Genomic DNA, 25,254 nt, shown 5'->3' with positions numbered 1-25,254 from the left:
GGGCCGTTTCACCTCGGGATTTTCCTGCGCATGAAGCGCACGCACGACAACCAAGCGCGGCAATTGCCTCTTGATAATCGTCGACCCGATTAACCCTCAGCGTTGTTCGCCCCTCACGGTCCGATGTTTCCACCGGCCCGACACTGCGGCTGACCGTTTAGTGAACCCTCCCATTCCTGGGCGTGGCTGCAACCGCCAGGAACTTGGCCGGAGCATGGCAGGAATACGAGCCATCCACGCTCCTCGCGGACGCAACGGCCACTTTCTGGAAGGTCGTGCAGCAGCCGGCACCGACAGGAACGCACGGCAACGTCCGCGTCGTGGACACCGCGCGTGACAAAACGGGGAAAGGAAACGCTCGGTATGGATGCACCCCATCCGAAGTCTTCCCACGCTGGTCATCAGCGCGACCTTTCGGACGAGGAGCTGACGAGGGAGGTGAGAAAACCTTCGGGAAACCAGCCGGCACACTGGTCCTTCGAGGAGCTGCTGGCTCGTCACTGGCAACCAGTCGTCGAATACGCCGAGTTGTGCACGGTGTCCGATCAGGCCGCGGGCATCCTCTCGGCGGCTGCGTTCACCCGGCTCTTCGTCGGCGCGCTTCGGTGGCGTGGGCCCATGGCCGTCTGGCGTCCCGAACTGCTCGTCACCGTCGACCGCATTGCTGCGGAGTGGGCCGACGACGCAAGGCGCCAGACGTCACTGCATCCAGCACTCCGTGGTCGTGACGAGCCATCCGTGGCCCGCCCGTCCACGCCGGAAAACCGCCGCCTGGTCCACCAGGCCTTCCAGCGCCTGCCTGAACCGGCGCGCTGCCTTCTGTGGCACGCCGAGGTCGAGGCGGAGGGGCCCGCGGTCCCGGCCACCCTCCTCGGTCTCACCCCGATGACGGCCGCGGCTCAACTCGAGTCCTCCCGGGTGCGCTTCCGTGCGGCGTGCGTTGCCGCGCACCGCGACCTCGCCGCCTACGAGAGCTGTCTGCGCTTCAGCCGGCTGCTGGACGTGTCCGTCCAGCGCGGTGGCACCCACCTGGTGCCCGATCTCCAGCGCCACATCGCCGGCTGCTTGCACTGCCGGTACGCGGCCGAGCAACTCGACCATTCCGAGGACCGCGTTGGCGTACTGATCGCCGAGGCGGTCCTCGGCCGGGCTGCCCGGGCCTACCTCGACTCCCGCCCTGCCCGACGACGGGCGCGTGAGGGCCCTGCCATGAGCGGCCCTTACAGTTCCTCGAGCCTGCGGCATGGCGCTCGCCCTCGGCCATCCCGCGGGTCCTGGCCGGACACCGTCGACTCGGCGCCGCCCTTATCGGCGATCGGCATGATCTCCAGCCCCACCTTTTCTGTGCGGGTGCAGGGGATGGTTGCGCAGGCCGGTGGCACGGGCGGCTGCGGATCCAGTCCTCCGTGCGGGCCCGCGCACGGTGACGGCGCTCGAGCTCGGCGGCAGCTGTGTCTTCGTCCTGTCTGCCGTCCGTCACGGCGACGGCATCACCCTGGCCAGCCGTGAAATCGGCGCGAAGACCAACGAAATTCCGGAGTTCGCCCCGCTCCTGGACCAGATCGACGACACCGACCTGACCGGGGCCGTGATCACTGTGGACGCCCTGCACGCACAACGCGCCCACGCCCACTACCTGGTCGAACAACGCGGCGCTCGCTATCTGTTCACGATCAAGGCCAACCAGCGGAAGCTCGCCGCGCAGTTGGCCGGCTTGCCCTGGAAGGACATCCCGGTCATCCACCGCGACGACCACGACTCGCAGGACGCGCACGGACGCCACGAACAACGCCACGTCCAGATCGTCACCGTCAACGGCCTGCTGTTCCCGCACGCCCGCCAGGTCCTGCGGATCACGCGCAAGCGCCGCAAGGCCGGAGTGAAACGGTGGTCCACCGAGACCGTCTACGCGATCACCGACCTGCCCGCCGAGCAGGCCACCGCCGCCGAGATCGCTTCCTGGGCTCGCGGGCACTGGACCGTGGAAAATACCGTCCACTGGTGCCGGGATGTCACCTTCAACGAGGACAAGTCCCAGGTCAGGGCCCACAACACCCCCGCTGTCCTGGCCGCCGTCCGCGACCTGATCCGAGGCGCCCTCAAACTGGCCGGGCACGTCAACATCGCCGCCGCACGACGCACCCACACCGACCGGCAACGAGTCCTCACCCTCTACGGCATCACAAGATCACCATGAACCGGACATCCAGGGGAGAACGCCGGGCCCCTGGGGTTGTCGTAGGCCGGTAGTAGGAGTCAAGCGCCGTGCTTCGGGTTGAAGATGACCGCTCGCCGTCCGAATCCGCCGGCACCGGACGTGACGGGAGGAGTACGCAGCATCTTCGTATGCAGGTCGATCTCCCAGCCCGTGCCACAGGTTGGGCGCAGCTGCCGCGTGCAATCGCGGGCTGGTTGGAGAACCGATTCAGTTGGCAGTCGCTTGGTGGGGCGACCGGGACGGGCGGCACGGGGCACGTGACGATGGCCGACACATGGCGCGCATCGCCAAGGGCGTGGCGCCCGCATACAAGGTAAGCGTGGCCAGCTTCTGCAAGAATTGCAGCGCTCGGCCCGATGGACGCAATATGGCGAAACTGATCGCGCCCCTCTGGCTGACGTACGAGCCAATTCCGGCCGACTTCGGCAAGCGGTTCCATCTGCGGCAACACCGCCTTCTCGTTCGCCGTAATGGGGTGGCACTTGAACTTTCGGCCTGGTAGCGGCGTGAGTTTGCGCCACACGGTGGAATAGGAGCGATGCAGTGAGCGCGGCGCATACCGGAGGTGAACAGATGCCAAAACAGTCGCAGGTTGCAATTTCGCAGGCGGCGACCGAGCAAGATTTCCGGGATCCTGCCCCCGCAACAGGAATGCGCTCAACAGCTCGGCTGCTGAGTGAGTCGGCAGCTCAGGTATTCCTGGGGAGTCGCGCCGAGACAGTTGCATTTCTCGATTCCGCTGAAGGGGCAGCCGCTGAGCTGGCACGACTGATCGGAAAGCATGCGATTCCATATTCTCTGCCCATGGGGAGAGGCCGCATTGCCGAGGGCTTGCGTGCCGACACTGCGACCATCGAGCGACTCGTCGACGCTTACTCGGGAGCGGTGCGGTTGACGGCCTGGCAGCGGTTGAGGCTCAGAAAGGCATCCCTTGCTGTGCTGCTGGGGCGAGTGTCCGCACGGATCGGAGCCCTGCGTGCCGCATGCGCGTCCGGGCAGGGTGGCCTTGGCCACGCAGAAGTTTCGCTCAAGGTAGGCGGTGGTGTGGACTGCGGCGACTGGTCTCCGGTGTCTGGCGAACAAGCTGAAGCCTTTGGCCGCGTACTGGGGCGAACGCAGTGCGTCTTTGCCCGGCGCTCCGTCATCTGGATGGCCTCGTGGACCGGACGCTGTATCGACGACGCTGTCCGTGCGTGGGCGCCCCTGGTGCGCGGATTCGCTGAGGCTGCCCGCCGGGATCCGGTGGATGGGCTCGTCCTGGCCCTGCCAGGTTCCTTCGGGGATTCGGTGGATCGGTTGGCGGCTACGACGCGCCAAGTGCTGGATGGGCTCGCTGCCGAGGACGGCCGCGGCCGTCGCGGCTTGCGGTCCCCCGAGCGTCAGGGGTGGTACTTCACTTTCGCCGGCGAGCGGATGTTTCTCGTGACGATGGCGCCCTGTTATCCGGCGGATCATGCCCGGCACAGCTTCGGCGAGCCCTACACCTTCCTGCTCCTGCAAGCCGACCATGCCTTCGACCGGGCGGTGAGCCCCGGCAGCGGTGGGATCATCTCGTCCGCGGTGCGCTCACGGATTCGGGAGTTGTACGACCAGCACGGCCGCCCCTACGACCTGGCGATCACACTGTCGCCCTTCGAGGCATACCGATTTGTCAAGCCTCTTGGTCTCGGCGAGCCTCCCGTGCGGTGGTGGGAAGCCCGCGTGGACCAGGACGATCGCTGGAGTTCCCGGTGAGACTTCCCCCGACTCTCGCTCCGTTGCGCCACCCGGACTTCCGCCGTCTGCTGGCCGCGCACGCTCTCTCCCGGTTCGGCACCGAACTCGCCCTGGTAGCAGTCGCCTTTGCGGTGCTTCAGTCCGTGCCGTCCGCTGGTGCGTTGGGCCTCGTGCTGGCCGCCCGAACGCTCCCCAATGTCGTCTTCCTGGTGTTCGGCGGAGTTTGGGCCGACCGTCTGCCCCGAGCGCGTGTCATGGTCTCCAGCGACCTGGTCTGCGCGATCGTTCAGGGCACCCTGGCGACGGCGGTCCTCAGCGGCCACGCAACGGTCTGGCTCATCGTGGTGCTGCAGGCCATGCTGGGGGCTGCCAGCGCGTTCTTCCCCCCGGCAGCCACCGGCCTGACCCCAGTGACCGTGCCGGGCAGCGAACTGCAGCGCGCCAACGGCCTGCTCGGCCTGGTCAGCAACGCGGCCGGCATGCTGGGCCCCGCGGTCTCCGGTGTTCTCGTGGCCGCCGCAGCACCTGGTTGGGCGCTACTGACGGACGCGGCGACATTTCTGCTGTCCGCGTCCCTGCTCCTGGCGCTCCGCCACCGGAGCCAGGTCGAGCCCAAGGTCGGCGGACTGCCACGTAGGGTCGGACGGGAACTCGCCGAAGGCTGGCACGAGGTGAGCTCACGTCCTTGGTTGGTGGCAGGCATCGCCCAGGGGCTGCTCTTCCAAGCGTGTTTCGCCGGGTTCTTCACGTTGGGTCCCGTCATCGCTCGCTCCTCGCTGGGGGGTGCCGACGCGTGGGGAGTCCTCGTGACCGGTTTCGGCGCCGGTTCGCTGATCGGGAGCATGCTGTCCCTACGGCTCAGACCGGCTCGACCGCTCGTCGCCATGCAGGTGGCTCTGCTCGTCTGCACGCCGGCGATGGCGGCGCTCTCAGGGATCGGTTGGCTCCCCGCGCTGATGGCAGCCACGGCTCTGGCAGGCGCCGGGTTCGCGGCTGCCGACGCCTTCTGGGAGACAACGTTGCAGCGAGAGACACCGCAGGACCGGCTAGGTCGGGTGGCGGCGTTCGACCGGATCGGGTCCTCGTGCCTCCGCCCCTTCGGCTACCTGATTGCGGGCAGCGCCGCCGCGGCCGCCGGCCAGCATGCGACCCTGCGCGGCGCGAGCCTGCTGCTCGCCCTGTCGGTGCCCGTTGTGGTGCTGCTCGTGCCGCAGGTTCGTCGGCTCAGGAGCCGCCCCGATCCACCGTCGACGCTTCGGAGCCGCTGGAGACAGCGGCCACCGGGAGCTGAGTCACTGTGCCCGGAGAGGAAGTAGGCACCATGTCCCGTCCGCGAAGGATTGTGCTGCTAGGCGGTGGGTTCTCCGACGACCCCGACCCCCTGCTCGACGATTTCGTCCTCGACGTCGTGAGTAAGGAACGGCCGAAGGTCTGCTTCATCCCTACCGCAAGTGGAGACTCGACGGGCTACATCGACCGATTCCACGCCGCCTTCGGCCGGCGGGACTGCGAGCCGACCCACCTTACGCTGTTTCGCCGCGCTCACCTGGACCTCCGCAGCTGCCTCCTGGGGCAGGACGTGGTGTACGTGGGCGGTGGCAACACGGCGAATCTGCTTGCGGTGTGGCGACTGCACGGCCTGTACGAAATCCTTCACGGGGCCTACCAGGCAGGGGTGCTGCTGTGCGGCATCAGCGCCGGTGCCGCCTGTTGGATGGATGCCTGCCTCACCGACTCTTTCGGTCCGGTGGCCCCCCTGCGGGATGGCCTCGGGCTGCTGCCCGGCAGCCTGTGCCCGCACTACGACAGCGAGGCCGAACGCCTCCCCGCCTACCTGGACGCGGTCGCCTCCGGCACACTCCCGGCGGGATGGGCCCTCGACGACGCAGCGGCAGCCCTGTTCACCGATGGCCTCCCCACCGAGGTAGTGGCCAGGAAGGCCGGAGCAACGCTCCACCGAGTCACCTGCGGCACCGACGGCAAGGTGACCGAGACAGCGCTTCCGTCCCGCCTCCTGACGTTCTAAGACCCGAAAGTTGGACCTGCCATGAACACGCTGCAGATCAAGCCCTATCTGGAAGTGCGCAAGCTCGGAACGACACTCCGGATCGGCCACCTGCCACCCAACGGTACCGAGATCCTGGACGCCCCCGACTTCCTCACCGATCTGGTCGCCCTGCTTTCCGCCCCAACCGACCGCGGCGCGGCGGTCGCGCACCTAGTTGACGCAGGGTTCAGCCCTGAGGGGGCCGAGGACATGCTCGCTCAGCTCGCGGACGCCCGTGTGATCGGTGCCCCGATACCGGACAGCACGCGGTACGCCCGTCACCTGCTGTATTTCGACATGATGGGCCTGGACCCGGCCGACGCCCAGCAGGTCCTGTCGAATGCGACCGTCGCTGTGGTCGGAACCGGCGGCATCGGCAGCAACGTGGCCACCCTGCTTGCCACCGCCGGGGTTGGGCAACTGATACTCACGGACGGCGACCACGTTGAACTGAGCAACCTGACCCGCCAGTTCCTCTACGACGAGAACAGCGTGGGCCGACCCAAGGTCGAGGTGGCGGCAGAGCGGTTGAACCGACTCAACTCCACGGTCGAGATCACTACGGTCCGCGCCCCGGCCGGCCCCGAGCTGTTCGACGAGCACCTGGCGCAATGCGACCTCGCCGTGCTCTCCGCCGACAGCCCCGACGAACTGCATGAGTGGATCGATGACGCCGCGCGCAGGCATTCCTTCGGCTACCTGGCCGCGGGGTACCTGGAGTCCTTCGGCGCTGTTGGACCGTTGGTGCTCCCCGGAACCACGGCCTGTTACGAGTGCTTTCGGGACATCGGCGAACTCGAGCAGTACCTCGAACCCGGTGAGAAGCCCGGTCCCAACCTCAACCTAGGGCTGCAGGCAGGCAGCTACGGCCCGCTCAACCTCATAGTGGCAGCCATGGCAGCCAACGAGGTACTGCGCTGCCTCCTCGGCGGTGACTGCCGTTCCGCCGGAACCAGGCTCATGCTCGACTCCCGTTCCTACAGGCTGCACAGCGAACACTTCCCGCGACGCTCCGACTGCACCTCCTGCGGACCTGTCATTCCCGACCCACGCTGGTCGACGGCAGTCCAGAGCGTGGCGCTAGAGGATCTGTACGAGTCCGACCGCGCAGACGCGTCGCTCAACTCGGTGGTCCTGGATCCGTTGATGGAACAACTCACCGCTGTGAAGCCTGGCGCCAAGGCCCTCGACTATGGATGCGGCACCGGTGAGCAGGTACGGATGCTCGCGAGCCTAGGCGCCCAAGTCGTGGGCTTCGACCGGTCAACCCGGATGCTCGACATGCTGCGGCAGAACATCCCCGACGAGCTCGTCAGCCGGGTGAGCACCGTAGCAGGCGATCGGCTGCCCCCCTACGAGGCCGAGTTCGATCTGGTCGTGTGTAACAACGTCCTCGACCATGTTGCTGACCTCGCACCTGTACTGGCCGACCTGCGCCGCGCCGTCCGTCAGGACGGGACAGTCGTCGTCACCGTGCCCCACCCGATAAAGGACGGCGCCAGCTGGAACCGCAGGAACGACCGCGGCCAGTGGCAGTACGAGGATCTTCGGCTGGAGCACTACTTCACGGAAGGCCCGGTCACCAAGCACCGCGAAGGATCGCAAGGCGACATCGTCATGGACGCCATAACCACCCACCATCGGACTGTCCAGACCTACTTCGCCGCATTCCGCCAAGCCGGCTTCCAGATCACCGAGCTCTACGAACCGCAGCCTCAGGACGAAGTCGCTTCTTCGCATCCCGAGATCTGGGCGAAGGCATCCAGAATCCCGTACTTCCTGGCCTTCGTTCTTCGCCCCGAGAGCACCGGTGCCCAGAGTTCGCCCCGGGCGAACTTCTGATCGGCATCGGTTCCCAGGCCCAACGAATCCACGGAAGGGAGGTGGCACCCACCATGAGCATCGTTCTGAAGATCCGCCGGATCATCCGCATCAAGGGCAACCAGCGCAGCTGGATGAACTAGTCACTGGCTGCGGGGTGCCGGGCCCCGAGCCCGGCACCCCGCAGCGACAAAGGAGATCAAGAGTGTTTGTTCGCACCCCGGGGCGGTTGGACCTCCGCCAGCCCGGTGTCAGTGCCGTATTCGACAAGAGTTACCCCGACTTCGTCGCCTTCCTCGGCCAGCACAACACCCCGCCTGGCGCGTTCCGGACGGTCGACGAGTGGGTCTCCATGGCATCGATCGACAGCAACTCCCACCTGCTGGACCTGGCTTGTTCAACAGGCTGGTCGGGCCGCACCACTCATGGGCTCACCGGGGCATCCGTTCACGGCATCGACATTTCCGAAGACTCCGTCAGGCAGGCGCGTGGGTACGCCAACCACAACCCTGCCTTCTCGTACCAGGTCGCCGACGCCGCGGACCTGCCGCTGGCTGACAACTCGTTCACACACGTCCTGGGGGGCTGCAATTTCGGCTTCATAGAACAGCGCGAGCGGGCCCTCGACGAGGTGCACCGCGTCCTTCGCCCCGGCGGGCTGCTGTGCGTCTCCGCCTTCTACTACCGGAAGCGCCCGCCCGCTCACCTGCTGGACCAGGTGGCCGACGCCATCGGGTTCCGCACCGACGCCGGGCGTGACCGCAGCTTCTGGGTTGACTTTTTCTCCCAGAAGTTCGAACTGGTGGACGAGGTGCTGCGCGACACCCCGTCGTTGGGCCCGCGTCGTGTCACCCGGACGGTCCGGAAGTCCGTCTACGGTCGGGTGCCGGCCCTGGCGGGCGTCTCGCGGCCGGTGCGCGACGCCTGCTTCCACCGCCTGCGGGAGACTCGGCTAGTGCTGGACGAGCACCGCTCTTTCCAGGGGCTCATGGTCGGTGTTTGGCGGGCCAAGCGTTGATCTCCGAGCGCCTGAGGTCCGGCGTGCACGCGGCCGTCGAGCTTTCCACGCCGTTTTACCTGTTCGACCTGGAAGCGATCAAGCAGACCGCGTTCGCGATGGCCAAGGCCTGGCGCCAGGAGTTCCCCCGCTTCACGATGGCGTATTCGTACAAGACAAACGCTCTGCCCGGCGTCACCACGCTCTTGAGGGAGTGCGGTGCCGCAGCCGAAGTCGTATCGGGAGCCGAGTTGGCGGCGGCTCTGGCCGACGGCTTCGCTCCGTCCCAGGTGTACTTCGATGGGCCGGTGAAGCTCCCCTCCGAGCTTGACCAGGCTGTGGCCTTGGGTGTCCTCATCCAAGCCGACAGCATTGCGGAGGTGCAGGCGCTCGCCGACCGGGCGGTCGGGGGCGCATGCCCGCGGGTGTCGTTGCGGCTTGCGGTGCCCCGGGGACGACGGCGCTGGTCCCGGTTCGGGCTGCTGCCCAGCGAGGTCGAACAGGCGCGTCGCATCCTGACCGCCGCAGACATTCCTGTGCGTGGCATCCATTTCAACACCGGACTCCACCCGCTGGAGGCAGAGCCCTATCGCGCTGTTCTCCGTCACTGGCGAGAGCAACTCAGCGATCTGCTCGCTCAGTCCGCCGAACCACTGACCGTGGACATCGGCGGTGGGTTCCCCGCCGCTAGTTGTGCCCCCGGAGTGCCGCTGCCCCCGTGGTCGGTGTACGCCAAGGAGGTTGCCGCCGAGTGCCGTGCGCTCGGGCTCCCCCTTGAGGCCTTGCACTTGGTGATCGAGCCCGGCCGCAGTCTGGTCGAGGACCACGCGGTGCTGGTGGCCTCGGTCGCCGTCCGCAAACCGCGTCACCGCCGGGATGTGGTCGTGCTGGACGCAGGCACGAACCTGGTCCGCTCAATCAACGGATGGCACCACCCGGTGGAGTTCCTCCAGCCAGGCAATCAAGGCAGCCTCCGCTATGACCTCTACGGCGCCATGTGCTACGAGTCGGACCTCTTCGCTGCGCGGATCGTCGGCCCTGCTGGTCTCCGCCCCGGGGACCGCGTCATCATCGGCGCCGCCGGCGGCTATGACATCCCCAGCGCCAACGTCTGGGTTCGCCCTCGCCCGGCAGTGTATGCGCTCCCGGAGTTCGGCACCGAATTCGCGCGTCTGCGTGAGCCGGGAACAGATATCCGCTGATCATCTCGCTCATCACATTGAAGGAGTCTGCCGTGGCGTTTCCCGCCCCCCACCGTCAGGACGTCTGGCCCACGGCCGGCGAGGTCGACCGCGTTGTCCCACAGGGCCGCTGGACCTTCGACCCGGAGGTCACGCGTGTTTTTGACAACATGCTGGCCCGCAGTATCCCGCAGTACGAGGTCATGCGGAACACTGTCTTCGCCTGCGGCTCGGAATTCGTCCGACGGGGATCCACGATCGTCGACTGCGGAGCTTCCCGAGGAGAAGCGATCGCCCCTTTCGTCGCAGCGCTCCAAGGCGATGGGCGGTTCGTCTGCCTTGAGGCGTCAGAGCCGATGGCCAAGGCCCTGCGGCAGCGGTTCGCGGTCGGCTGTGTGGAGGGCTCCGTCGAGGTGCACCAGCGGGACATGCGCGACTTCTACCCTGACGTGCAGGCCGACTTGACCTTGGCTGTGCTCACTCTCCAGTTCATCCCTATCGAGCACAGGCAACGCATCATGCGGCAGATCTACGACCATACGGCACCCGGTGGGGCCCTTGTTCTGGTGGAGAAGGTGCTGGGTTCCGACTCCGATATGAACAATCTGATGGTCAAGCTCTACCATCAGCTTAAAATGCAGAACGGTTATAGTCCTGAAGATATCGATCGCAAGGCTCTGTCCCTTGAAGGCGTTTTGGTGCCTGTGACCGCCAAATGGAATGTCGAGCTCCTGCGACAGGCGGGGTTCCACCGCATCGATTGTTTCTGGAGATGGATGAACTTCGGCGGCTGGATCGCCGTCAAGTCCGCCTGAATCACTGCTCGATGGCGCCACAGGCTGCGCCACGGCCCCGGCGTTCTCCCCTGGATGTCCGGTTCGCGATGATCTCGTGTTGATGCGCCCCGAACGCAGACGGACACGGCCCTTGTCGATCATGAAGGTGTCTACGCCTCAAGATCCGCAAGGAAGCCAGCCGTCAGTCTGCCAGCGTCTGCCTGATCAAGTCGCCCTCGCGTCAGCACCGCGCGCTCCCGCATCTGCCGCAGCGACTGGCCACGCTGGCCGATCCGCGCCACCGGCGCGGGAGGCGTTACTCGTTCGTGAGCGTGCTGCTGATCGCCTGCTCCGCCGTACTGGCCGGGGCCCGCTCGTTCACGTCGATCGGCCAGTGGGCCAAGTCGGCCCCGCAGGCGGCCCTCGCCCGGCTCGGCGCCCGCGTGGCCACGGTGTTCAGCGTCCGCGTAGCGCCGAGCGCAGCGACCGTGCGCCGCGTCCTGAATGCGGTCTGCCCGGGCGGGCTCGCCGACCTGCTCGGCACCGATCCGGCCGGGGCCGGCACCCTCGCGGTGGACGGCAAGAGTGCCCGGGGCTCGCGCACCGTCACCGGCCCGGCCGCGCACCTGCTGGCCGCGATGACCGGCGCCGGGCAGACAGTCGCCCAGCTGCGGGTGCCGGACAAGACCGACGAGATCACCTGCCGCTGCCCTGCTGGAGCCGTTCGACCTGGCGGGCGTGACGGTGACCGCCGACGCGCTGCACACTCAGCGCGCCCACGCCCGGTTCCTGGTGGAGGAGAAGCAGGCGCACTATCTGCTGGTGGTCAAGGCCAACCAGCCCGGGTTGTTGCGGCAGTTGAGGGCACTGCCGTGGAAGCATGCCACCGCCCGGCGCTACGACCGCGAGACGGGGCACGGCCGCAAGGAGACGAGGGCGACCAGGGCCTTGACGGTCACCGAGCTCGGCCTGGACTTTCCCCACGCGGTCCAGGCCGTGAAAATCCTGCGCCACCGCACCGACATCAGGACCTGCAAGGTCACCCGGCAGACCGTCTACGCGCTCACCGACCTGACAGCCCGCCAGGCATCCCCCCAGCGGCTCGGACAGCTGGCCCGTTCCCAGTGGGTGATCGAGAACAGGCTCCACTTCGTCCGCGACACCACCTTCGCCGAAGACGCCTCGAAGATCCGCACCGGGTACGGGCCGCAGAACATGGCCACGCTCCGCAGCTTTGCGATCAACGTCCTGCGAGCGGCAGGCCACGCCAACATCGCCGCCGGGATCCGCGAGATGTCCTACGAGCCCTTCCGTCGTCCACTCGATCTCCTCGGATTGACCTGACCAGCAAGGATTCAAGTTCGTCAGACTTTGCAACGGCCCTGGGATGTCACCTTCAACGAGGACAAGTCCCAGGTCAGGGCCCACAACACCCCCGCTGTCCTGGCCGCCTCCGCGACCTGATCCGAGGCGCCCTCAAACTGGCCGGGCACGTCAACATCGCCGCCGCACGACGCACCCACACCGACCGGCAACTGCGGCGGACTTGGGCGCCTGGCTCTGCTTCGAGGACGAAGCCGGCCAGGGCCTGAGGCCGCCCAAGGGCCGCACCTGGGGCCGACGGGGCCACACCCCGGTGGTGCACGTCACCGCCGCAGGCACCAAACGCGTCTCGATGGCGGCGCTGATCTGCGCCAAAGACGGTCATCGGCCTCGGCTGATCTACCGCATCCACTTCGAGCGTGGTCCCGCCAAGGGCCGCCGCAAGGGCTTCACCGAGACCGACTACGCCCGCCTGCTGGATGCCGCGCACCAGCAGCTCGACGGCCCCATCGTCTTGGTGTGGGATAACTTGAACACGCACGTCAGCCGCGCCATGCACGAGCTGATCGACGCTCGATTATGGCTGACCGTTTACCAGCTGCCCCCGTACCCTCCCGAACTCAACCCGGTCGAGGGCGTGTGGTCACACCTGAAGAGGTCGCTGGCCAACCTCACCAAACACAGCCTCGACCAGCTCACCGCGTTGGTGAAGACGCGGCTGAAGCGGATGCAGTACCGCCCCCGCCTCATCGAGGGACTCATCGCCAAAACCGCGCTCGACCTCCAACCTCCGTAACGGAAAGGTCTCCTAGAAGTAGGAGACCACCAGGTCGCGGTCCACCGTGATGGTGTCACGATCCAGTGCGGGCAGCCCCAGGTGGTCACAGATCAGCTGGGTCAGCTGCTCCTCGTAGGTCTCGTTCTCGTGGTCCAGTCCGGCCGCCGTGATGAGGGAGGCCAGCTTGTTGGGCCAGTAGTCTCCGACGTAGTCGGGGCCTTCGTAGTCGATGCAGGACGATATCTGGCCGTCCTTGTAGTGGTACGCCTTGGGCCGGTGGGCCTGGGCAATGGACGGGTTGGGAACGAACACCATCAGCTCAGCGCCCTGGGGGCACAGTTCGCGGTAGTCGATCTCGTCGAAGTCGCCACGGGACGGGTTGAACATGTGGTGAACGATCACGCCCCAGTCACCGGGTGCCGTGCCGTTGCCGTAGGCGAACGGCGGCCGGTCGTGCGCGGACAAGCCATCGGCCATGGTGGCCAGGCCGGTCCCCTTGAAGTAGACCAGGACACTTTCGTCGTCCACGCACCACTCTTCTTCCAGCCACGCTATGACGCCGCAGTTGATCCAACTTGTCATGCCCAGCAACATAACCGGCGCCACTGACATACCAGCGCACAGAGCCGCCACTCGACGCCAAGACCAACCGCCTCACCCGCGCCGTCGAGGCGCTCAGGCACATCCAACCGCCGTAACCCGCACCGTTAAAGATCTCTAGGAGAGCCCAATGCCGCTGACCGGCCGCACCTTGGCCTACCAGGACGCAGAGATTTACCTGACGGGAGTGCTGTATCCGCGATGAGGCATGGGAGAAGCCGCGACCTGGCATCCTGCTCATCCACGGCGGCGCGGGTCTGGACGACCACGCACGCGACCAGGCGCAACGCTGGGCGACACTCGGCTACGTTGTGCTGGCCTGCGATATGTACGGCGACGGCGTGGCCGGTGACCGCCAGCGGATCATGAACTGTGTGACAGCCCTGCGCGACAACCCCGCCACGTTGGCCGGGCGCGCCAGGGCTGGGCTGGACGCGCTCAGGGACTGCCCGGACACCGACGGACGCTTCGCCGCAGTCGGTCTGCTTCGGAGGAATGGCCGCTTTGACGCTGGCCCGGTCCGGGGAGGAGATCGCAGGCGCCGTCAGCATCCACGGCAGCCTCGCGACACCGGCTCCGGCACAGCCGCACATCGTCCGCGCCAAGATCCTTGCCTGCCACGGCGCTTCAGATCCCCACGTGCCACAAGCGGACGTTGCGGCGTTCATTCAGGAGATGGAGGAGGCGCACGCGGACTGGCAGCTCATCATGTACGGCGGCGCCCTGCACGGCTTCACCCACCGGCACGCCCAGCCCGGCGCAACGCCCGGCGTGGCCCACGACGAACGCGCCGACCACCGCTCGTTCGCGACCGCGAGCCAGTTCCTTGCCGAAGCGTTCGCCGAGCAAACAGCATGAACTGCCTCGGTGATCGGTTCCGGCGGTCCGTCGACGACCCTGCGGTGTCGCCCATGGCCTGTCTTCGGGGGACCAGCACGACCGTGGGCTTTGACACGTCAGCGGGCCGCAGACTGGTGCTGGTTGAAGCGGTGGCTGGGGGGAGCGGAAACAGGCCAGCGATCCCGTGTGGACCGCGGCACCCCAGCGCTGGGGCGGGTTGTCTGCAGCCGCTCCGTCCCAGATGGGACGGAGCCGAGGTGTTGCCCGAGCCGAGTAGGGGACGGTTGTGCAGACTGTCTCCACCAGTGGCACGGCCCCGGCCTGCGAGACCACTCGGCGACTGTCGCCGGGCCTTGACCTGGTCAGGCCTCGGCGGTCTCGTACATGGGCCAGCCTAAATGGGCGCTCCCCGTCCGGCGGATGATGCCGGGTGTGCAGCACTCCAGCGGGACACATCCAGGACGGAAGGTCGCAGGTGCGGAGCCGGCGTCGCAGAGCCTCCGCTGTGACGTGCATCAAACTGGTGGGGCGCCCGTCCGGTTGGAGAAGTCGGCGCAAGCGCGGGGAGTGGGCAAGCCCCGCAGTTTGGCTCTGTGGGTTTCATTTCCAGTGTTCTTCGATCGCGGGCAGGGCGGCCCAGCGTGGGATTGGCCAGACCACCGCGAAGGCGCGGCCGATCACGTGGTCCACGGGGACGAAGCCGCCCTCGGGTTCGTGGACGTGGGCGCGGGAGTCCCAGGAGTCGTTGCGGTGGTCGCCCATGACCCACAGGTGGTCCGGGGGCACCTTGACGGTGCCTGCCGGAAGGTCGTCGCACGGGGTCGCGCCCCGGAAGATGTATGGCTCCTTCAGCGGGATGCCGTTCACCTTCACTGGGCTTCCGCGACGGCACTCCACGGTGTCCCCGCCGACCGCGATCACCCGCTTGATGAGGTCTTTTTCATTCGCAGAAGGCATCAGGCCAACGAAGCTGAGCGTGCTGTTCAGGAAGCGCAGGGCAGGGTTGCGCGTCTGGTGTGTCGGCTCGGTCAACCAGCCCCCGGGGTCTCGGAAGACGACGACCTCACCGCGTTTCGGGGTGGCTCCGAACCAGGGGGTGAGCTTGTCCACCAGGACCCGGTCGCCCGGCTGCAGAGTGTTCTGCATCGAGGACGAGGGGATGGAGAACGCCTGCACGAAGAAGGTCTTGATCCCCAGCGCAAGGATCAACACCATGCCGCACAGCACCAGCACCTCCTGCCACCGGCGTCGACTGCGCCGTGCGCCCGAAGACCCGGCCGGGGACGGTGGACTGTCCACCACCGCGCCGTCCTGCGGTTGCGCATCGGCCGCCTGGGACGGGGAAGCCCGCACTGTCCGTGGTCCCGCAGGGCGGGAGCGCGCAGATGGAACAGTGGGTTCGGACGGGGTGATCGCTCTCCGTGAGCTCATTGGCGCCTCCTGTGTGCGCTGGTGGTGGGACTCCGGCGTCTTGACGCCCGCTTCTGATTGCATGCATGCCGAACGGCGGCACGGAGGCACCGGTGATGGGTCACGGGTGGGTGCGGTGCAGATGCAGTGTTGATCAGCACCACGGTGCCGGCACGCGCGTCGAGGTAGTACCGGGCGCCTGTGTCGTGCGGGCGCTGCGCTGATCGTCGATGCGTCAGTTCAGTAGCGCCGGGTGAAGGCGGGCTCGGTCAGCGCCTGCCGTGACCAGCGGACGTTCACTGGGTGGAGACTGTGGCAACCGGTGCAAGGCTCAACGGCCCGCAGGTTCCCGCCAGGGTGAGCAGGTGGGCGGCTGCCTCGAACGGGTCGATCTGCCAGCCTCGCACGATCGCCCCGGCGGGGCATGCGTCTCATCGGATGCCGACCGGGATGTCGGAAGGCGGCCCGGATGTATACCGGGCGCCGGTCAGTATTCCTTGGTACGGCAGGACGAACATCCCATCTGGATAGGGTCCTTGCCGGAACGCCCAGGCGCTGGAGCGCGACGCCGTAGAGATCGGGGAAGGGCTTGCCCCGGGGGCGTCCTCGCGGGTGACCAGGGTGGTGAAGAGCTCTTGCATGCCGAGGTGTCCGATGGTGGGCAGCACAGTGGCCCGCCCTCCTCCGGTGACCAGGGCCAGGCGCCTGACCCCCTGCTGGGCCCTCGCCAGAGCGAGAACGTCGGGCACCGGGCGGACCCGGGCGACATGCGTCAGGTAGTACGCATCCCGTTCGCTGACCACGGCCATCACATCGATGGGCCAACGGGTCTCCTCAGCCACGTGCGCCACCATCTCCACTGCCGACATCCCGGTCCGCGCCAGAAACCACTCCCGCGACAGATTGCTGCCATGTGCGCGCAACGCGCGTCTGAGTGCTCCGAAGTTCACCCGGTGCTGCCCGCGAGGGTGCCGTACCAATCGAAGAGCAGCACCTGGGACTCGAGCGGGGATCTCGCACAGGGCGCCCGGGTGGCTGGCCAGGGTCATGCTCGGGCGAGCGCAGCCGGGCCCCTGGGCACCCGATGGCATGTCAGGCGGCGGCATGCGCACCGTCTCCTTTCGCTGATCTGGTGAGGTGCCGGGGCGGCGAGGGAAAGCCACGGACGCGACCACAGCGCAGACAGTTACCTCCGGCCGGCCGTTCCTTCCTCGCCTCCCCGGAGAGCGCCCGCACGCCTGGACATCGGTTCTGCGCGGTCCGGGCCGAGGACGCTTTCGTACCGCCGCCCGGCTGCGCGAAGTCGGCGGCAGGGTCACTGCCGCCGGGCACCGACGGTCAGGCGGCCGAGACATTCTCATCGTCACGGAATCCTGGCTTCTACGTGCCCTGCCTCGGCCTACGAGTTACCCGGGCTGGGAGCGCTGGAGGCAGAGCCGCGGGAGCTGTAGACGGCGACGTAGTCCACCTTCATGGGGACGCCGGGGCGGGTGGTGGAGCTGGGTGTCGCGTGTCCGGCGACCGGGTCTGGGAAAGCGCCGCCCATGGCGACGTTGAGCAGGATGAAGTGCCCGTGGCCGGTGGCCGCGTCCCAGGTGGCCGCGTCGACCTGGTCGGAGGAGACGGTGTGGTATCGCACGCCGTCGACGTACCAGCGCAGCTGCTGGGGGCTGCTGCTGCGGTCCCATTCGAAGGTGTAGGTGTGGAAGTGGCCGGCGCAGGCGGTCGTCGGGCAGGCACGGCTGTCACCCAAGCCCTGCGTCTCGTTGCAGGGCCCGCCGGGGTCGGTGCCGCAGTGCAGTGTTCCTGACACCTTGTTCTGGCCGGCGGCGTTCTCCATCACGTCGAACTCGCCAATGCCCGGCCAGTTCTTGTAGTTGCCCCGGAAAGGGGCGCCCAGTGTCCAGAAGGCGGGCCAATATCCATCCGCGGCCGCTCCGGTGACGTTCGGCAGCTGGATGCGGGCCTGGATGCGCAGATTGCCGTGGGCCGGTGGTTCGAAGTTGCTGCGCTTGGTCTCGATGCGGGCCGAGGTCCACTTGCCCGTGGCGTTGCGGAGCGGGGTGATCTTCAGGTGGCCAGAGCCGTCCTGCTGCAGGTTGGCGGTGTCCTTTGTGTACGTCTGGACCTCGCCGGTACCAAAGTTGGCGGCGCCGCCGGGGTAGCTGGTGCCGGTATCCATGATCCAGTTCTTGCTGGAGGGGAGCGTGCCGGCTGCGCCGGAAAAGTCGTCGCTCCATACCTTGTGCCAACCGCCGGACGGCTTGGCCACCGAGGCGTCGGCGAGTCCGTACAGGCCGAAGCCGAGCAGGGCGAGGCCGGCCAGCGAGCCGATCACGGCCACAGAGCGATGGCGGGGCTTCCTGATGTGTTTCTTGGGCATGCCGAAGTGGCCTCCAAACAAGAGGGGTTGGTGAGGAAGCGGATTCGGCGGCATCCGCGAGCCACACTGTCCTCCTGAGTCCCACAAGTGGTCAACACTTGAAGCTGAGAACGCTCTCAAATTCACACTGTGACCATTCCGTGAAGGCAAAATTGCGGGGGGCTTGCCTCTAGCTCCTCCGCGGTCTGTATCGAGCGCTGGAGAAGTGTCTATTTTTAGTGGGTATTGCCCCGGTGGCCCGCTTAAGGATGTGCGAGGAGCGGTCGGGGATCCATTCGTTGGTTGATCGGTTCCCATTGATGCGCAAGGTCGTTGAGAGCGCTCTCTCCGGTCGGGTGGCGATATGAGGACCGATGCGTTGCCAGCACAGCACTGTGCAGGGAACGAGCTGAGGTGGCCTTGGTGGTGACGACGAACGCAGAGGAAAACTGCCTGTTTGTCTGATCAACCGGCGACTTGGCGTCGTACCAACGGAGTTCGGTTGTGCGGTATGGATCGTGACGCAGGTCCGTCGTGTGCCACAGTGGCGTCACGAAGGCGTATGGCCAACCCTGGGGGTGTCGCTGCCCGCTCCACCCCCAGGGCGGCCTGTCAGCAGCTTCTTCTACCTGGCCCGGTCATCCGCGAGGGTGGCGGGGCCAGTTGCTGGTCAGCTCCTGACCAGCGGAAACCTGAAGTCAGCGGCTTCGACCGGTCGGGGGTGCCTATCGCCCGAGCCAGGTCAGGAACCTCGTGCGCTCTTCACCGCAAGGACCATCGCCGGATGCGTGGGCGTTGTTTGGGGTGAAGGTGGAGCCATAGGGGCCGGAGTTGAGCGCACAAGCTTCTCGGACGGGCTGCAGGGCGTAGTAGCCGAATGCGGCCAGTGCTACGACCAGCAGGGTAGACAGCAGGTGGCGGCGGGCTGTCGGGGAGGGCATGACGTGATCCTACTGACGCTTCACAAACACTGATTGGGTGGCGTGGACAGTGATCCTTCTCCAATGTCACCGGAGAGGCCGTCAGTTGGGCTGGAGGGGTGGTGTGTGGACGTGAAGAAGCCGCTGATAGACGGGTTCACGACCGAGATCACGTGCCCATCAGGAGCTTCCGCGTGCTTGTCTACCCGTCAGGCCTCGATGTGTCCGCCTCGACTCTGCGCTACCTGTCCGCCCGCCTACGGGCCCGCGGCCAGGAAGGCGGAACATGATGGCGCCGTGGGAGCGCGGGCCGCCAGGCCCTCTCGTTCTGGTACACCTGCGCTCCGGCCGTACTTACGTCCAACTCGCCGCAGGCTTCGGCATCGGCACCACTACCGCCTACGGTACTTCGAGGAGGCCATCGACGTCCTCGCTAGGTCAGCAGGTGGTCAACTGGCCTACACCCCCGTCGACGATGCGTAACTCCGCGCCGGAGACATCCCCGGAGCGGACTCCCTGGCGGACCGGGCCACACCCCAGGCCAGCCCCTACGCCCGGCGTGAGTTCACCCTCAAGCACCTCAGGCCCCGGACTGCACACCCATCGCGTTCCCGGCTTGCCGGACGCGGGGTGAGCGGCGCCGGTAGCCTGCGGGGTGAGTAAGCAGATGGGGCGGGACGAGGCTCTGGACCCTCTACCGCCTGTTCGGCAGCCGCCAGGCGCTGCTGCGCGAGGCCGGCTGCGCAGCGGCACCTGCGCCACGGCAGCTGATCCTGGATGCGGCACTGGAGCAGGTGGGCCGGCACGGACTGGCAGAGCTGTCGATGGACGATCTGGCCACCGCCGCCGGGGTCTCCCGGGCCACGGTTTACCGGTTGTTCCCGGGGAAGGCGGCACTGTTCGACGAGTTGATCAAGGCTTACTCGCCGTGGGCGGTCGTGTCGGACGTCATCGACGCGATGCCCGAGGCGGACCCCGGCGATGTGATCCCCGCAGTGGTCCACGCCATGGCACACGCCATGGAAGGACGTGGCGGCCTGCTGCTGCACATCGTGTTCGAGTTGGTCAAGCAAGGCCCGGATGTCGGTGAGGGCGTGAGGCACGGGATGGCTCGGGGCTTTCCCGACCTCGCCCGGTACCTGAACAGCCAAATGCAGGCCGGACGGCTGCGACGGATTGAGCCGATCCTGGCCTTCCAGCTTCTGGCCGGGCCCGTCCTCGTTCATCTCCTGACACGGCCGCTGGCCATGCAGGCTGGCTTCAGCATGCCGCCGGAAGAGGTGATCGAGGAGATCTCCGGCGCCTGGCTGCGCGCCATGGCGCCGGAGGGAGACGAACCAGTGGGCAAGCAATCCAGTTGACCGGCTCAGGGCGCGAACGAACCGAAGCAGGGCAGAGGGTGAGGCGTTGAACACCCCCGCCGCCCTCCTCCGGCCCGAGTACGACCGCCTCGTCTGATCCGCGGATGATCACGCAGCGCAACCCGGGGTTACCGGACGTCCTCCGCCGGCTGGCGGCATCGCCGCGTTCCCGACCCGGAGCCCGGCCAAGCTCGCCGCACCTTGTCGCCCGGAGGGCAGTCGCGGCACATCAGCCGGGAGACTCTGCGCCGCATCCTTCTCGAGCTCAAAAGTGCCCTGTCAGATGGCCACGACGTGGAAGGCTCCACCGAGCCCGGACTACCTGGCCAAGATGCAGCGGGTCCTGGAAGTTCTACGACGCCCCGCCCACGGATGGTTGGTACCCCGCCGACCCGGCCGGCCCGCAGCCGGCGGCACCGCCCCCAGCACCACTCGCGCAGGACTGCGCTGCACTTCGGGCAGGTCGACTCGCCTGCTGCAAGGCGCCGTTCGACAGCCGCGGTGTCCGCCTTCACGGTGGCCAAGAGCGCCTCCGAGCGCACCAGAGCGGCCCTCCCGACCTCGCTGTCAATCGAGACGGGAGGGCCTGTGCACCACAGATTCCACGCCCTTGTCCGGCACCGCACCGCGGGGGCATGCCGCCTTGGCGGCTATGCGGCTGCTTCCTGGGCGAACGCGTCGAGGAGACGCGGCCAGCCGCCCGGCGATTCGAACGCGGCACGGGCCTGGTCCTGGGCTTCGCCGAAGCGGTCCAGGTCACGGTGTTCGAGCTCCACGCGGGTGCGATCCGGCCCTTCGGAGAAGAAGCGGATCTCCACCTCGGTGCTCAGCTGCGGGTCGAAGCGCCAGGTGGCGTCGATCTGCCAGGCCAGCACCAGGAGGGTGGGCGGCTTCCACGTCAGCACCCGGCCCCACTCGCACTCGCTGCCGTCGGTGTCGATCTCGTACCAGCGGCCGCCTTCCCTGCCTTCGAGGACCGCCTGCTTCAGCTCCCCCTCACCGGTCTTGTGGCTGCGGGGCCACCAGTTGTCCATGCCCTGCGTGAAGACGGTGAATGCCTTCTCGATCGGTGCCTGGACGGTCACGCTCTTGCGGACGGGGCCATCAGTCATATTCGTGCTGTCCTTCGCTCTCGGCGGCCGCGGTGAAAGCGGCCAGTGCCTGATCCCAGAACAGGTCGAGCCAGGCGCGCAGAGCACCCAGCCCGGCCGGGTTGAGCTGGTACACGCGTCGCGTACCGACCGCTTGGTCCACGACCAGCCCGGCCTCCCTGAGCACCTTCAAGTGCTGGGAGACCGCGGGACGGCTCACGGGCAGGCCCTCAGCCAGCTGCCCCACTGCCTTGGGACCGTCGACGAGACGCTCGAAGATGGCCCGCCGGGTCGGGTCGGCCAGCGCGGACAAGGCATCCTCGTAAGTCACCACTTACGTAAGTTACGACTTACGGATGGCCCGGGTCAAGCAGGACGACGAGACACAGCGACACGAGCGACCAAGCCCCGGCGGGAAGCTGCACGGCCGCCGACGCGGGCGATGCGCAGGGCCTGGGTGAAGTGGCGCTGGGCGACGTCGTGTTCGCCGACGTCGAAGGCTGTCCAGCCCACGCTGGACAGTTCAACGGTGATGAAGAACAGCTTGCGTCCGACCTGGTCAGTGGAGGAGTCCTGAAGCAGCGGGGCTGCCTCTTTCTCCAGGCAGCTGGTGACGGAGCTGGCCCTCCAGTTCCCGCCGCCGTACTTGGAGTCCCAGCGGCGGGCGTCGTCGGCGGCCTCTGACGGGGGTGGTGGAGGCGGAGGCGGGCTGGGCTTGTACTGAAGCGGCCCAGACCGCAGGGAGAGACGCTTGCGGGCGCCGGGTCAACGCAACGGGATGCTGCCCCAGAGGGAGGCAAGCTGTTCCTGCAACCGCGCGGCGGGAATTCTGTCAGGCAAGTCACCAGCACGCCATGCGCCGGTCCCTCACCCCCACTTCATCCCGACGGCACTGAGCTCCCGTACTCGCTCAGAGGCCAGGCGTTGCTTGCGGGCCCGGCAGTTAGCGATGAACACGCCCAGCGCACGGTCGTCGCCGTCCACGGTTTCCACGTGCTGGCGAGGGACGTTCAGATGTCCTTCCCGCTGGTGGTACTGGCGGGCGGCGGCGAGGTTGGCAGCCCACATCTGCGCCCGCGTCTTGCTCGGGGCAGGGCCTGGCTGAGGCTGATCGTCGTCCGGCGTCAGGTGCAGCACCTGCGTGAGCAGCCACTGCTGCGCTGGCAGCAAGCCGTCCCATACGGCAACTGTGCGCTGGGTGCCGGCCCACCGCCCGAGGTCCTCGCCCTGGACGACGAGCTCCCCGGGCCCAGCGGGCAGTTCTCCACCGCCGTTGACGTGGGTGCGGGCAAGGTGGAAGCACCGCTGCCAGGCGATGTCCCAGGCGGGGCACCAGGCAGGGTCGATCTTCTCCAGTTCCCCCCACCGCCGCGCGCTGTCGGCCTTCCCCGATGCCCGACCCCCGTCAGGCCCGTTCTGTGCCGCTCGTTCTCGTCGCGCGGCGGCACGCTGGTCTCGCAGCCAGATCCCCACGGGGTAGCCCTGCCAGGTTGCCTCGGTGGGGGCGAGGAGGTGCCCGTGTTCCCCTGCCCAGCCGCGTGCCGCGGCTAGGCCCTCGGAGAAGGCCACCTCGAGATGGGACCACACCATCCCGGCCGCATCCAGCTCCTTCACCCGCTCTTCGGCCAGGGTTCCCTGGCGGTAGGCGACGCGCTGCTTGGCGATCCACACCCCCAGCGCGAAACCATCGGGAGCGGTAGACCCGTAGGGGACCCGCAGGTGCCCGTGATCGGCAGCGTAAGCCATCGCGGCCTGCAGCCCCCGCCGCCAGTACTCGCCCTCGGGCCGCAGCACACGCGCCCTGATGAACGCCGCCAACTGCACCGGATCCCGGGCCGTGGAGAACCGCAGCAGTCCCTGCGCCGCCCCACTGACCACCCCACCTGCCGTCCCGCCCGCGGCAGCCTGCCGGCTGGGAGATTGGGAGACGGCGAGTTGCTCGACGGCCTCGGCATCATGCGCACGCAGCGCGGTCAGCACCTTCACCAGATGCGTATACGACCGCGAGGCCAGCATCTCGTCCGGTTCCTCACCCAGCTCCAGGAACACCGGCACCACCAGCGAGGCCACCTTGCCCTCTCCGGGCTGCATCCGCAGCGCCCGGCCCACCGCCTGCACCACATCGGGCGTCGAGCCCCGCGCATCCACGAACACCACCGCATCACACGCCGCGGTATCGACCCCCTCGCCGAGCACACGCGCCGACGACAGCACGCACAGCTCCATCACGGCATCCTCGACCAGCCCCGCGGAAAAGGTCTCCAGCACCTGCCGCCGGTGTACCGCCCGATGCTCCCCGCACAGCCAGTCGGCCCACACCGCATCCGGCTCCGCGAACGATCCCGCATCGGCCTCCCACAACGCCGCGGCCACCCGCCCCAGCCCGCCGGCGAAAGCCTCCGCCTCATTCGTACGGTGATGAAACGTCAGCACCCGCCGCAGCCGGTGCTCCGCAGCAGTCTTCAAAACCGCCGTCTGCAAGGCCGCCAACCGCACCCCCCGCACCTCATCCGTGAACGCCTCCGCGCCCACCAACCGCACCGCCGACAGCTGCGGATCAGCAATATCCACGCAGACCACCTGGTACTGCGCGATCAACCCCCGCTCGATCGCCTCCGACATCGTCAACCGGTACACCACCGGCCCGAAGATCTCCTCATCGTCCATCGACGCCACCAGCTGCCCCGCCCCACCGGTTGCCCCCTCCAGCCCGGGCAACTCCCACAACCGCGGAGTCGCCGTCATGTACAACCGCCGCACCGCCGGCAGCCGCCGATCGTCATGCACCACCGCCCACGGCTTCCCCAACCCCCCCGCCGTCCGGTGCGCCTCATCCACCACCATCAGATCCCAACGCCCGGCACCGGCCGCATGTGCACGCTCCAGCACACCCAGGCCCGCCGCCGCATACGTGGCGAACACCGTCACCCGGCCCTCACCCGCGAGCCACCCCGCCAACTCACCCGCATCCGTGGTGCACCGCACCCCCACAGCGGCCTTCTCGCGCTCAGAGCACACCCCGAATAACCGGCCGCCACGCCCGCCGGCACGCCATACACCCACCATCTGACCCAGCAGGTCGAGCGTGGGCACCAGAACCAACACCCGTTCGGCACGCAGCCCCTGCGCCGCATAGACTGCGATCAGGCTCTTGCCAGCCCCCGGAGGTGCAATGACCTGCGCACGCACCGCCGTGTCTGCGAGCTCTCCGCTCGCCGGAGACCCGAGCGCGCGGACCACCGCGTCAACTGCCTCGACCTGATGAGGACGGAGCCGCTGCTTCCTCGGCATGAGATCCCGCCTTTCGATCTACGGGGGCAGTGAGCCCTCAGGGTAGAGTCTCTACAGAGAAATTATGATGCAAGGCCTCAAGTTGCGAGTTGCGAGGCCATCACACGCTACAACCGAGCGTGCCGCATACATGACGGCCTCTGCACATGAACCCCGAAGACCCCCATCGCGCCACCAGCAGTATGGGACAATAGGCCCTCAAAAATTACGGGCCGTCAGGAATTCGTGATGATATGTCAAGTACCCGGGAAAGAAAGGAAGTCAGGCACCGCACACCTCACCTTTGCAGCCAGCTAGGCTCGCGTTAGCGAGCCTTTCAGCAGGGGAGCGAAGCGGACCTGTGTCGAGGCGCGAAGCGGCTCGACCGGCGGCTTGCCGCCGGAACAGGACCGCAACGCGGGCCTATTGCATGTCAGTTGGAGCGAAGCGGAAACTGACATGGCGTGGCTTGCCACGCCTGCGCCCGCGGAGCGGGCGGCACAGCCGGCGCAACGCGCCGGCTTTTTCGTTGGCCCAGCGCGC

19 protein-coding genes and 7 pseudogenes are annotated in these 25,254 nt (G+C 67.4%); 17 read left to right on the top strand and 9 right to left on the bottom strand.

The genetic code is table 11. From position 1 onward, the window contains the following. Nucleotides 1–699: 699 nt before the first annotated feature. Nucleotides 700–1,245 (bottom strand): hypothetical protein, encoded by a 546-nt coding sequence (locus tag OG870_RS00125; RefSeq protein ID WP_266593375.1) that lies wholly within the window; start codon nt 1,243–1,245, stop codon nt 700–702. Nucleotides 1,246–1,378: 133 nt separating this feature from the next. Here OG870_RS00125 and OG870_RS00120 point away from each other — a divergent pair. The 13 genes and pseudogenes from OG870_RS00120 to OG870_RS00060 all read left to right on the top strand — a co-directional run. Then, nucleotides 1,379–2,197, top strand: a pseudogene (locus OG870_RS00120) (ISAs1 family transposase); the annotation flags it as partial. A 295-nt stretch (nt 2,198–2,492) separates the two neighbouring features. After that, nucleotides 2,493–2,720: a hypothetical protein gene (locus OG870_RS00115; protein WP_266593377.1), complete on the top strand. Its 228-nt coding sequence runs from the start codon at nt 2,493–2,495 to the stop codon at nt 2,718–2,720. Nucleotides 2,721–2,761: 41 nt separating this feature from the next. Then, entirely contained in the window at nt 2,762–3,952 is a 1,191-nt protein-coding gene (locus OG870_RS00110; RefSeq protein WP_266593379.1) for a YqcI/YcgG family protein, read from the top strand. Next, the gene (locus OG870_RS00105) at nt 3,949–5,250 is read left to right on the top strand and encodes an MFS transporter (RefSeq protein ID WP_266593381.1); all 1,302 of its coding nucleotides are present in this window, start codon (nt 3,949–3,951) and stop codon (nt 5,248–5,250) included. The genes OG870_RS00110 and OG870_RS00105 overlap by 4 nt, the downstream gene beginning before the upstream one ends. A gap of 5 nt (nt 5,251–5,255) precedes the next feature. Further along, nucleotides 5,256–5,960 (top strand): peptidase E, encoded by a 705-nt coding sequence (locus tag OG870_RS00100; protein ID WP_266593383.1) that lies wholly within the window; start codon nt 5,256–5,258, stop codon nt 5,958–5,960. Between the two features lie 21 nt (nt 5,961–5,981). Then, nucleotides 5,982–7,823 (top strand): ThiF family adenylyltransferase, encoded by a 1,842-nt coding sequence (locus OG870_RS00095; RefSeq protein ID WP_266593385.1) that lies wholly within the window; start codon nt 5,982–5,984, stop codon nt 7,821–7,823. 184 nt (nt 7,824–8,007) lie between these two features. Then, nucleotides 8,008–8,820, top strand: a complete 813-nt coding sequence (locus OG870_RS00090; RefSeq protein ID WP_266593387.1) for a class I SAM-dependent methyltransferase — start codon at nt 8,008–8,010, stop codon at nt 8,818–8,820. Continuing rightward, entirely contained in the window at nt 8,802–10,001 is a 1,200-nt protein-coding gene (locus OG870_RS00085) for a hypothetical protein (protein WP_266593389.1), read from the top strand. Before OG870_RS00090 ends, OG870_RS00085 begins: the two co-directional genes overlap by 19 nt. A 32-nt stretch (nt 10,002–10,033) precedes the next feature. Further along, nucleotides 10,034–10,795 carry a methyltransferase domain-containing protein gene (locus OG870_RS00080; RefSeq protein ID WP_266593391.1) on the top strand — a complete coding sequence of 254 codons (762 nt, stop codon included), beginning with the start codon at nt 10,034–10,036 and terminating at the stop codon, nt 10,793–10,795. Nucleotides 10,796–11,082: 287 nt separating this feature from the next. Then, nucleotides 11,083–11,232: pseudogene (locus tag OG870_RS00075) on the top strand (hypothetical protein); the annotation flags it as partial. A 235-nt stretch (nt 11,233–11,467) separates the two neighbouring features. Beyond that, nucleotides 11,468–12,100 carry an ISAs1 family transposase gene (locus tag OG870_RS00070; protein WP_443063458.1) on the top strand — a complete coding sequence of 211 codons (633 nt, stop codon included), beginning with the start codon at nt 11,468–11,470 and terminating at the stop codon, nt 12,098–12,100. Nucleotides 12,101–12,142: 42 nt separating this feature from the next. After that, nucleotides 12,143–12,348, top strand: a pseudogene (locus OG870_RS00065) (hypothetical protein); the annotation flags it as partial. Further along, nucleotides 12,291–12,875 (top strand): annotated as a pseudogene (locus OG870_RS00060) (transposase); the annotation flags it as partial. The pseudogenes OG870_RS00065 and OG870_RS00060, both read left to right, overlap by 58 nt. 12 nt (nt 12,876–12,887) lie before the next feature. On the opposite strand, the gene OG870_RS00055 reads toward OG870_RS00060, so the two are convergent. Then, complete coding sequence (locus OG870_RS00055) at nt 12,888–13,439, bottom strand: hypothetical protein (protein ID WP_266593395.1); 552 nt, start codon at nt 13,437–13,439, stop codon at nt 12,888–12,890. Between the two features lie 212 nt (nt 13,440–13,651). Here OG870_RS00055 and OG870_RS47955 point away from each other — a divergent pair. Both OG870_RS47955 and OG870_RS00050 read left to right on the top strand, forming a co-directional pair. Further along, nucleotides 13,652–13,927, top strand: a pseudogene (locus OG870_RS47955) (dienelactone hydrolase family protein); the annotation flags it as partial. A 25-nt stretch (nt 13,928–13,952) separates the two neighbouring features. Next, on the top strand, nt 13,953–14,315 hold the full coding sequence (locus OG870_RS00050) for a dienelactone hydrolase family protein (protein ID WP_266593397.1): 363 nt from the start codon (nt 13,953–13,955) through the stop codon (nt 14,313–14,315). A 582-nt stretch (nt 14,316–14,897) separates the two neighbouring features. On the opposite strand, the gene lepB is transcribed toward OG870_RS00050, so the two are convergent. From lepB to OG870_RS00035, 3 genes are all read right to left on the bottom strand, one after another. Beyond that, entirely contained in the window at nt 14,898–15,596 is a 699-nt protein-coding gene (lepB, locus tag OG870_RS00045) for a signal peptidase I (RefSeq protein WP_405626643.1), read from the bottom strand. A gap of 542 nt (nt 15,597–16,138) precedes the next feature. Continuing rightward, nucleotides 16,139–16,549, bottom strand: a complete 411-nt coding sequence (locus tag OG870_RS00040; protein ID WP_266593399.1) for an HAD family hydrolase — start codon at nt 16,547–16,549, stop codon at nt 16,139–16,141. 557 nt (nt 16,550–17,106) lie between these two features. After that, entirely contained in the window at nt 17,107–18,090 is a 984-nt protein-coding gene (locus OG870_RS00035) for a glycoside hydrolase family 16 protein (RefSeq protein WP_405622974.1), read from the bottom strand. Nucleotides 18,091–19,183: 1,093 nt separating this feature from the next. Here OG870_RS00035 and OG870_RS00030 point away from each other — a divergent pair. Together OG870_RS00030 and OG870_RS00025 are read left to right on the top strand one after the other, a co-directional pair. Then, a pseudogene (locus tag OG870_RS00030) lies at nt 19,184–19,433 on the top strand (helix-turn-helix domain-containing protein); the annotation flags it as partial. A 257-nt stretch (nt 19,434–19,690) separates the two neighbouring features. Then, nucleotides 19,691–20,350: a TetR/AcrR family transcriptional regulator gene (locus OG870_RS00025; protein WP_327692277.1), complete on the top strand. Its 660-nt coding sequence runs from the start codon at nt 19,691–19,693 to the stop codon at nt 20,348–20,350. Nucleotides 20,351–21,000: 650 nt separating this feature from the next. Here the strand turns inward: OG870_RS00025 and OG870_RS00020 are convergent. From OG870_RS00020 to OG870_RS00005, 4 genes and pseudogenes are all read right to left on the bottom strand, one after another. After that, a complete protein-coding gene (locus OG870_RS00020) occupies nt 21,001–21,462 on the bottom strand; it encodes an SRPBCC family protein (protein WP_266593401.1) in 462 nt (153 codons plus the stop codon). Then, the gene (locus OG870_RS00015) at nt 21,455–21,775 is read right to left on the bottom strand and encodes an ArsR/SmtB family transcription factor (protein WP_266593403.1); all 321 of its coding nucleotides are present in this window, start codon (nt 21,773–21,775) and stop codon (nt 21,455–21,457) included. Before OG870_RS00015 ends, OG870_RS00020 begins: the two co-directional genes overlap by 8 nt. Before the next feature lie 92 nt (nt 21,776–21,867). Then, nucleotides 21,868–22,122 (bottom strand): annotated as a pseudogene (locus tag OG870_RS00010) (sporulation protein); the annotation flags it as partial. A 186-nt stretch (nt 22,123–22,308) separates the two neighbouring features. Beyond that, complete coding sequence (locus tag OG870_RS00005; protein ID WP_266593405.1) at nt 22,309–24,732, bottom strand: DEAD/DEAH box helicase; 2,424 nt, start codon at nt 24,730–24,732, stop codon at nt 22,309–22,311. Nucleotides 24,733–25,254: the final 522 nt, after the last annotated feature.

The organism is Streptomyces sp. NBC_00461 (assembly GCF_036013935.1).
In the GTDB taxonomy this organism is placed as follows: Bacteria; Actinomycetota; Actinomycetes; order Streptomycetales; family Streptomycetaceae; genus Streptomyces.
This window is presented reverse-complemented; position numbering and strand designations above follow the sequence as displayed.

Coding starts and splice junctions, on each gene's coding strand:
- OG870_RS00100 (WP_266593383.1), top strand. CDS start 5,256: ATGTCCCGTCCGCGAAGGATTGTGCTGCTAGGCGGTGGGTTCTCCGAC.
- OG870_RS00125 (WP_266593375.1), bottom strand. CDS start 1,245: ATGCCGCAGGCTCGAGGAACTGTAAGGGCCGCTCATGGCAGGGCCCTC.
- OG870_RS00035 (WP_405622974.1), bottom strand. CDS start 18,090: ATGCCCAAGAAACACATCAGGAAGCCCCGCCATCGCTCTGTGGCCGTG.
- OG870_RS00115 (WP_266593377.1), top strand. CDS start 2,493: ATGGCGCGCATCGCCAAGGGCGTGGCGCCCGCATACAAGGTAAGCGTG.
- OG870_RS00005 (WP_266593405.1), bottom strand. CDS start 24,732: ATGCCGAGGAAGCAGCGGCTCCGTCCTCATCAGGTCGAGGCAGTTGAC.
- OG870_RS00055 (WP_266593395.1), bottom strand. CDS start 13,439: ATGACAAGTTGGATCAACTGCGGCGTCATAGCGTGGCTGGAAGAAGAG.
- OG870_RS00050 (WP_266593397.1), top strand. CDS start 13,953: ATGGCCGCTTTGACGCTGGCCCGGTCCGGGGAGGAGATCGCAGGCGCC.
- OG870_RS00095 (WP_266593385.1), top strand. CDS start 5,982: ATGAACACGCTGCAGATCAAGCCCTATCTGGAAGTGCGCAAGCTCGGA.
- OG870_RS00020 (WP_266593401.1), bottom strand. CDS start 21,462: ATGACTGATGGCCCCGTCCGCAAGAGCGTGACCGTCCAGGCACCGATC.